This window comes from Dietzia maris (genome assembly GCF_014144855.1).
Classification (GTDB): Bacteria; Actinomycetota; Actinomycetes; order Mycobacteriales; family Mycobacteriaceae; genus Dietzia; species Dietzia kunjamensis.
Window position 1 is genome coordinate 1 of sequence record NZ_JAALDN010000536.1, and the last position, 6,063, is coordinate 6,063.

At 71.2% G+C, this 6,063-nt stretch carries 5 protein-coding genes and 2 pseudogenes; 6 read left to right on the plus strand and 1 reads right to left on the minus strand.

From position 1 onward, the window contains the following. From G6024_RS15835 to G6024_RS16820, 6 genes and pseudogenes are all read left to right on the plus strand, one after another. Positions 1-343 (plus strand): annotated as a pseudogene (locus G6024_RS15835) (sucrase ferredoxin); the annotation flags it as partial. A gap of 117 nt (positions 344-460) precedes the next feature. Beyond that, entirely contained in the window at positions 461-1,480 is a 1,020-nt protein-coding gene (locus G6024_RS15840; RefSeq protein ID WP_159149138.1) for an AraC family transcriptional regulator, read from the plus strand. A gap of 98 nt (positions 1,481-1,578) precedes the next feature. Further along, positions 1,579-2,739 carry an MBL fold metallo-hydrolase gene (locus tag G6024_RS15845; RefSeq protein WP_235027947.1) on the plus strand — a complete coding sequence of 387 codons (1,161 nt, stop codon included), beginning with the start codon at positions 1,579-1,581 and terminating at the stop codon, positions 2,737-2,739. Next, on the plus strand, positions 2,736-3,605 hold the full coding sequence (locus G6024_RS15850; protein ID WP_159149139.1) for an SDR family oxidoreductase: 870 nt from the start codon (positions 2,736-2,738) through the stop codon (positions 3,603-3,605). Before G6024_RS15845 ends, G6024_RS15850 begins: the two co-directional genes overlap by 4 nt. Beyond that, a complete protein-coding gene (locus tag G6024_RS15855; protein ID WP_159149140.1) occupies positions 3,602-4,606 on the plus strand; it encodes an alpha/beta hydrolase in 1,005 nt (334 codons plus the stop codon). The genes G6024_RS15850 and G6024_RS15855 overlap by 4 nt, the downstream gene beginning before the upstream one ends. A gap of 132 nt (positions 4,607-4,738) precedes the next feature. Next, a pseudogene (locus G6024_RS16820) lies at positions 4,739-4,945 on the plus strand (sucrase ferredoxin); the annotation flags it as partial. A 30-nt stretch (positions 4,946-4,975) separates the two neighbouring features. Here G6024_RS16820 and G6024_RS15860 read toward each other — a convergent pair. Further along, complete coding sequence (locus G6024_RS15860) at positions 4,976-5,947, minus strand: VOC family protein (RefSeq protein ID WP_159149141.1); 972 nt, start codon at positions 5,945-5,947, stop codon at positions 4,976-4,978. Positions 5,948-6,063 lie beyond the last annotated feature (116 nt).

Consider the following 6,063-nt stretch of genomic DNA (forward strand, 5'->3'; position numbering starts at 1 on the left):
CCGCGTCGACCAGGCGGAGGATCCGGCAGACATCGTCACCCGCTACACCGAGGGGCGGGTCGACGAGCGGTACCTGCGCGGGCGCAGCAGCTACTCGGCGGCCGTGCAGAGCGCCCAGCATCATGCCCGCGCGGTGGTGCCCGACGACCGCATCGACGCCTTCGCCCCGGTGCGCGTGGTCGAACGGGACGAGCACGTCGAGGTGACGCTCGAGGGCCCGCACGGTCCGGTCGAGGTGTGGCTGCGCGAAACTTACTCGGAGCCGATCTTCACGATGTGCCGGGCCCACGCCCCCGGGCCGGTCCGGCAGTGGGAGCTGATCGAGGTCAGGGGCGGCGGGTAGGGCCGGACGTCGGGGCGAGGTGGAGCGAGGATGGTCGAACCACGTGTGGCTCCGCGGAGACGTACCCGACCGCGGCTTCTCGCCGGCACTCCGCACGCGAAAGGACAGGCGACGTCGATGCAGCCGTTGATCCGCGCCGCGAGCCTGCGCGGGTTCGCTGAGCTCGTCACCGAACTCGGCGGGGATCCGGATCGGCTGCTCGCGCGGTTCGGCATCGAGCCAGAGACGTTGGCGGACGAGGACGGGCTGCTGTCGATCACCGACCACGACCGGATGCTCGATGTGGCGGCAGCCCACCTGCGCTGCCCGGACCTCGGTCTGCGGCTGGCCGAACGGCAGGACGTGACGATTCTCGGCCCCATCGCGCGCGCGATCGGACCGTCGCAGACCCCCGCGGAGGCACTGGAGTGCGCGGCTCGGTTCATGTTCGTGCACAGCCCCGCGCTGAGGATCGAGGTCGCCGACGACCCGTGGGGCCGGCGCGGCGTGATCGCCCTGACCTACCGCAAGGAGCTGACCGAGTCGCCGTACTCGCCGCAGGCCGCCGAGCTGGGGCTGGGGGTGTTCTACCGGGTGGCCGTGCATCTGGTCGGGCAGTCCACCGGGTTGCGGTCGGTGGAGGTGCCGCACGGACCACTCTCGCCGGTCGGCCGGTATCTGGGCTTCTTCGGCGTCGACGTGAAGTTCGACCGGCCCGCGGCCGCGCTGTGCGTCGACCGTCGGATGTTGGATGCCACGTTCGCCTCCGCGGATGAGGATCTCCGTCGCGCGGCCCTCGATTACCTGACGGGCTCGTACTCCGACCCGTCGGACTCGGTGGCTCACCAGGTGCGCCGCCTCGTGGGGGAGCGCCTTCCCGGCCGCGTCCCCACGCTCGCCGAGGTGGCCGGGGCGCTCCTGCTCCACCCGCGGACGCTGCAACGTCGCCTCGCCGCCGTCGACACCACCTACGGCCGGGTCGTCGACGACCTGCGTCGGGATCGCGCGCACCGGTTCATCACGACCAGCGACCTGTCCTTCACCCAGATCGCCGACCTGGTCGGTTTCGCCGAGCAGGCCACGCTCAGCCACGCGGCGCGCCGGTGGTTCGGTATGTCCCCCGGGGAGCTGAGGCGGACCACCAACCTGTCGCCCTGACACAAGTTTCCCGCCGCCGGACACCGGATGCTGGTGTCGACCGCGGGAACGACCGGCGCCCCCCGGGCGGCCACCCCATCGGCGAGGAGGAGCGAACGATGCTGCGCGAAGATCCACCGCGTTCGGACCAGGTGTCCGAACCCATGCTCGAGCAGATCGGCGCGCGGCCGATCCCCGAATTCGACGGCGTCCACGACGTGTGGCCGCGGGGCGAGCGGCTGAGGGCGGTGCGCTCGGCGGCCGCCGAGTACAAGAAGCGGTTCGTGCAGCAGGGGCAGGTGCGGGCGGTGCGGTCAGTCGACGTGGCCGGGGCGCCGTACCCGGTCAAGTACGCCTTCGACAACGCGGTGTCGGTGCCCAGCCTGCCGTTGGTCACCATGATCAACCGCATGGTGGTGGTCCAGTACGACGACTGGAACGGTCGGCCCCGCACCCTGGTGTTCGAGCCGACCGTCCCCGCCGGTTCCGCCAAGGCGCCGTTCTACGCCAATCTGGAGAGGCTGGTCGACGCCGTCCCCGGCGGCCGCCTGGCCAGCAAGGCGATTCTCAAGTACTTTAACGAGCCCGGCGAGGCCCTGGCCAAGGTGGGGCTGCGGCCGGAGGACGTGGACTTCCTCACGTTCGACCACCTGCACGTGCAGGACCCCCGGATGATTCTCGGCTCGAGCGAGGTGATCGCCGGCGAGCCGACGCCGCGCACCGCCCTGTTCGGCGACGCGCAGCTGCTCGTGCACCGCCGCGAACTGGCCACCCTGGAGGACCTGCACCCCATGCAATGGGCCTGGTACGTCGAGGACGGACTCGACGGCGTCCACCGGGACAGGTTCGCCGTGTTCGACGGCGACATCGAGCTCGGCCCCGGCATCGCCCTGCTGTGGACGCCCGGCCACACGGACGGCAACCACTCGCTGGTCATCAACACCCCGGACGGCGTGTGGGTGTCCTCCGAGAACGGCATCTCCCTGGACAACTGGCAGCCGGAGCTGTCGAAGATCCCGGGCGTGCGCCGCTACCACCGCGAGTACGGCCGCGAGATCTGCCCCAACGCCAACACCCTCGAGGACGCGCTGGACCAGTACGACTCCATGATCAAGGAGAAGACCCTCGCCGACCCGTGCCCGACCGACCCGCGCTGGCTGCAGATCCTGCCCTCCACCGAACTGGCGCCGTGGAAGCGTTTCTGGCCGGTGGTGCCGACGTACTGCCACGGTGGGATCTCCTACGGCGAGATCCGCGCCGGACTGAAGGACGGGAAGTGACGACGACGAGGATCCGCAGCGCGCTCGTGACCGGGGCCGGTCGCGGCCTGGGCCGAGATATCGCGGGCCTGCTGGCCGACCGCGGGTATCGCGTCATGATCACCGATCTGGACGAGCAGTCGTCCCGGACGGCGGCCGCGGAGATCGGGCGGGGTGCGCTCTGGGCCGCTGTCGACATCCGCGATCGCGGGCAGGTCGACGAGGCCCGGGACCGGCTGGTCGCGGAGACCGGGGGCGTGGACGTGTGGGTCAACAACGCCGGCGTCCTGCTCACCGGCCCGGCGTGGGAGCAGACCGACGAGCAGCGGCGGCTCATGCTGGACGTCAACGCGCTGGGGACGATCAACGGCACGGTCGCCGCGATCGAGGCCATGCGCGGCCGCAGCGCTGGTATCCCGGGCACCGGCGCGACCGGCAGTGGCGGGCACATCGTCAACATCGTCTCGCTGGCGGGGATCTCCGCGGTCCCGGGCGAGGCCGTCTACGCGGCGTCCAAACACGCGGTGATGGGCTTCAGTTCCAGCACGGCCGCCGACTTGCGGCTGGCCGGGGTGGACGATATCGACATCTCGTGCATCTGCCCGGACGGCATCTGGACCCCGATGCTCTTCGACAAACTCGAGGACCCGCAGGCGGCGCTGTCGTTTTCGGGTGTCCTCCTGCAGTCGGAGGACGTGGTGCGCGCGGTGGGCAGGGTGCTGGAGTCGCGGCGCCCGGTTACGGCCGTCCCGGCTAGGCGCGGGGCGCTGGCCAGGCTGGGTGCCGCGTTCCCCCGCCTGGCGTCCGCCCTCCTGCCGCTGATGGCCGCCAAGGGTCGCCGGAAGCAGCGCACTCTCCTACGAACGCAAGGATCGTCCCGCTCTTGACCACTCGGACAGACCCCTCCGTGATCATCCATCGTGAGGTCGACCTGCAGTCCCGGTTGCTCTACTGGGCCGGGCGGGCGACGCTCCGTCAGGTGTACCGCTTCTGGCCCATGACCGGCGCCGGGATCCGGGGGCTGGCCGAAGTCGAGCGCGGGTTCTCGCGACTGGCGGGCCCCGCCGGGGTGCGTGTGGAACGGACCGTGCTCGGCGGCACCGCGGCCGAGACGTCGACCCCCGATTCCGTCGGCCCGGACGCATTGGCCGACGTGACCCTGCTCTACCTCCACGGCGGCGCGTTCGTCTTCTGCGGCCCCGGCACCCACCGTGGGCTCTGCGGCCGGCTAGCGATAGACCTCGGCGTGACCGTGCACTCGCTGGACTACCGGATGCTGCCGGAGGTCGACCTGGCGACCGTGGTCGCGGATGCCTACGCCGGGTATCGCGCTCTGTCCGAGCAACTGCCCGCGGATCACCGGATCGTGGTGGCCGGGGACTCGGCGGGCGGGTACCTGGCCGCCGCGATCTGCGAGTTGGCCGCCCGCGATGGCGTCCGCCAGCCCGCCGCGATGGTGGGCTACTCGCCCCTGCTCGACGTCGATGGCGAGGTGCGTGAGGGGCCGTGGGCCACGCGCGACTCCTACCAACCGGCCGTCACGGTGCAGCGGTTCCAGAGGCTGTGGCAGCACCACGCCGACGGGCTGGAGAGCAGCCGTTCGATGCTCACCTGCGATCCGGAGGTGTTCCCGCCGACGCTGATCACCCTGGCTGCGGGCGAACTCGTGGAATCGGCCGCGCTCCAGCTGACCGAACGCCTCCACGCGGCCGGGCGGCCCGTCGAGACCCATCGGTGGTACTCGGCAGTCCACGCGTTCCCGGTGCTCGCCGGCCTGACCCCGCACAGCCGCCACGCCGGCAGGATCACGGCCGAGTTCTTGCGCCGGACGATGACGGCGCCGGTCTCACAGCGCCCTCTCTCAAGACATGCACGAGATGGGTCTTGACCGTGCCTTCGGACAGGTGCAGCGACTCGGCGGGCTGCCGGATGCTCGAGCCCCCTCGGCCACGGCGCGCAGGACCTCGGACTCCCGGTCCGTGAGCACCGGCCGAGGACCACGCATCCGGCTCAGTAGCCGGGCGGCGACCGCTTCGCCGCGACGATGCTCGTCCTGCCGCACGGTCTCTTCTACGGCCGCGTCGACCAGGCGGAGGACCCGGCAGACATCGTCACCCGCTACACCGAGGGTCGCGTCGACGAGCGGTACCTGCGTGGACGCAGTAGCCACTCGGCGGCCGTGCAGAGCGCCCAGCACCATGCCCGCGCGGTGGTGGGAGCTGATCGAGGTCAGGGGCGCGTAGGAAGCGTCAGTGCGTCAGACGGTCTCCACCACGGGCTCGGACAGGGAGTCGGCCGCGGCCTCGGCGGCGGTCTCCTCGAGCGGGATGGTGCAGGCCAGGGGCTCGCTGCCGGACCAGTCATGGCCCCAGTAGCTGTCGGCGGTGATGTTCTGGGGCAGGTACTGGTCCTCGTCCACCATGAGGCCGTCGTAGCCGAACTCGATGTCCCAGCCGCCGGGCGCGCGCAGGTAGTAGGACACCATCTTGTCGTTGGTGTGGCGGCCGAGGGTGGAGGAGATGCCGAACCCGTGCTCGGTGGTGCGCTCCATGGCCTGGGCGACCATGTCCATCTCGGCCACCTCGAGCATGATGTGCACGATCCCCGGGCCCATGTGCGGGGCGGGCATCACGGCGAAGCTGTGGTGGCGCGGGTTGACGCCCATGAACTGGATGCGCAGCGGCGGCATGCCGGGGGCGGCCGGGAACGGGAACGCGCCGCGGGTGTGGAAGCCCAGCACGTCGCGGTAGAAGCCGATGGTGGCGTCGTAGTCGGTGGTGGGGACCACGAGATGGCCCAGGCCCAGCTCGTCGGTGACGAACTCGGTGCGGTACTTGGTGGAGACCTTGGAGTGGTCCAGCTCGGCGCCGTGGAAGATCTCCAGGCGCTGGCCGCAGGGGTCCTCCAGGGTGATGGCGCCGTCGACCTTGATGGCCTGCGTCTCGTCGTGGGTGAGGTCGCGGTAGGCGATGCCGTGCTCGGTGAGGGTGGCCCGGACGCGGTCCAGGGCGATCTCGTCGCGCACCTCCCAGCCCACCGCGGCGAGGTTGTCCTTCTCCGCGCGGCGCAGGGTGATGCGGCGGGCGCGCTCGTCGAGGCGCAGGTGGAGGGTGTCGTCGTCGCCGCCGGCGCCCACGCCCAGGTCCAGCACGTCGTGGGCGAGGGTGCGCCAGCGGTCGAGGTCGGTGGTGTCGATGGTGAGGTAGCCGAGGGCACGGATGTCGCCCATGGGGTGTCCTTTCGAGAGGTGGTCCCGGCGCGCCGGGGGTGTCACCGCGGGGGAGCGCCGCACGCGCGCCCGGGTGGGGATGAGGACACTGTGGCGCGGGTGTGGTGCGCGTCACC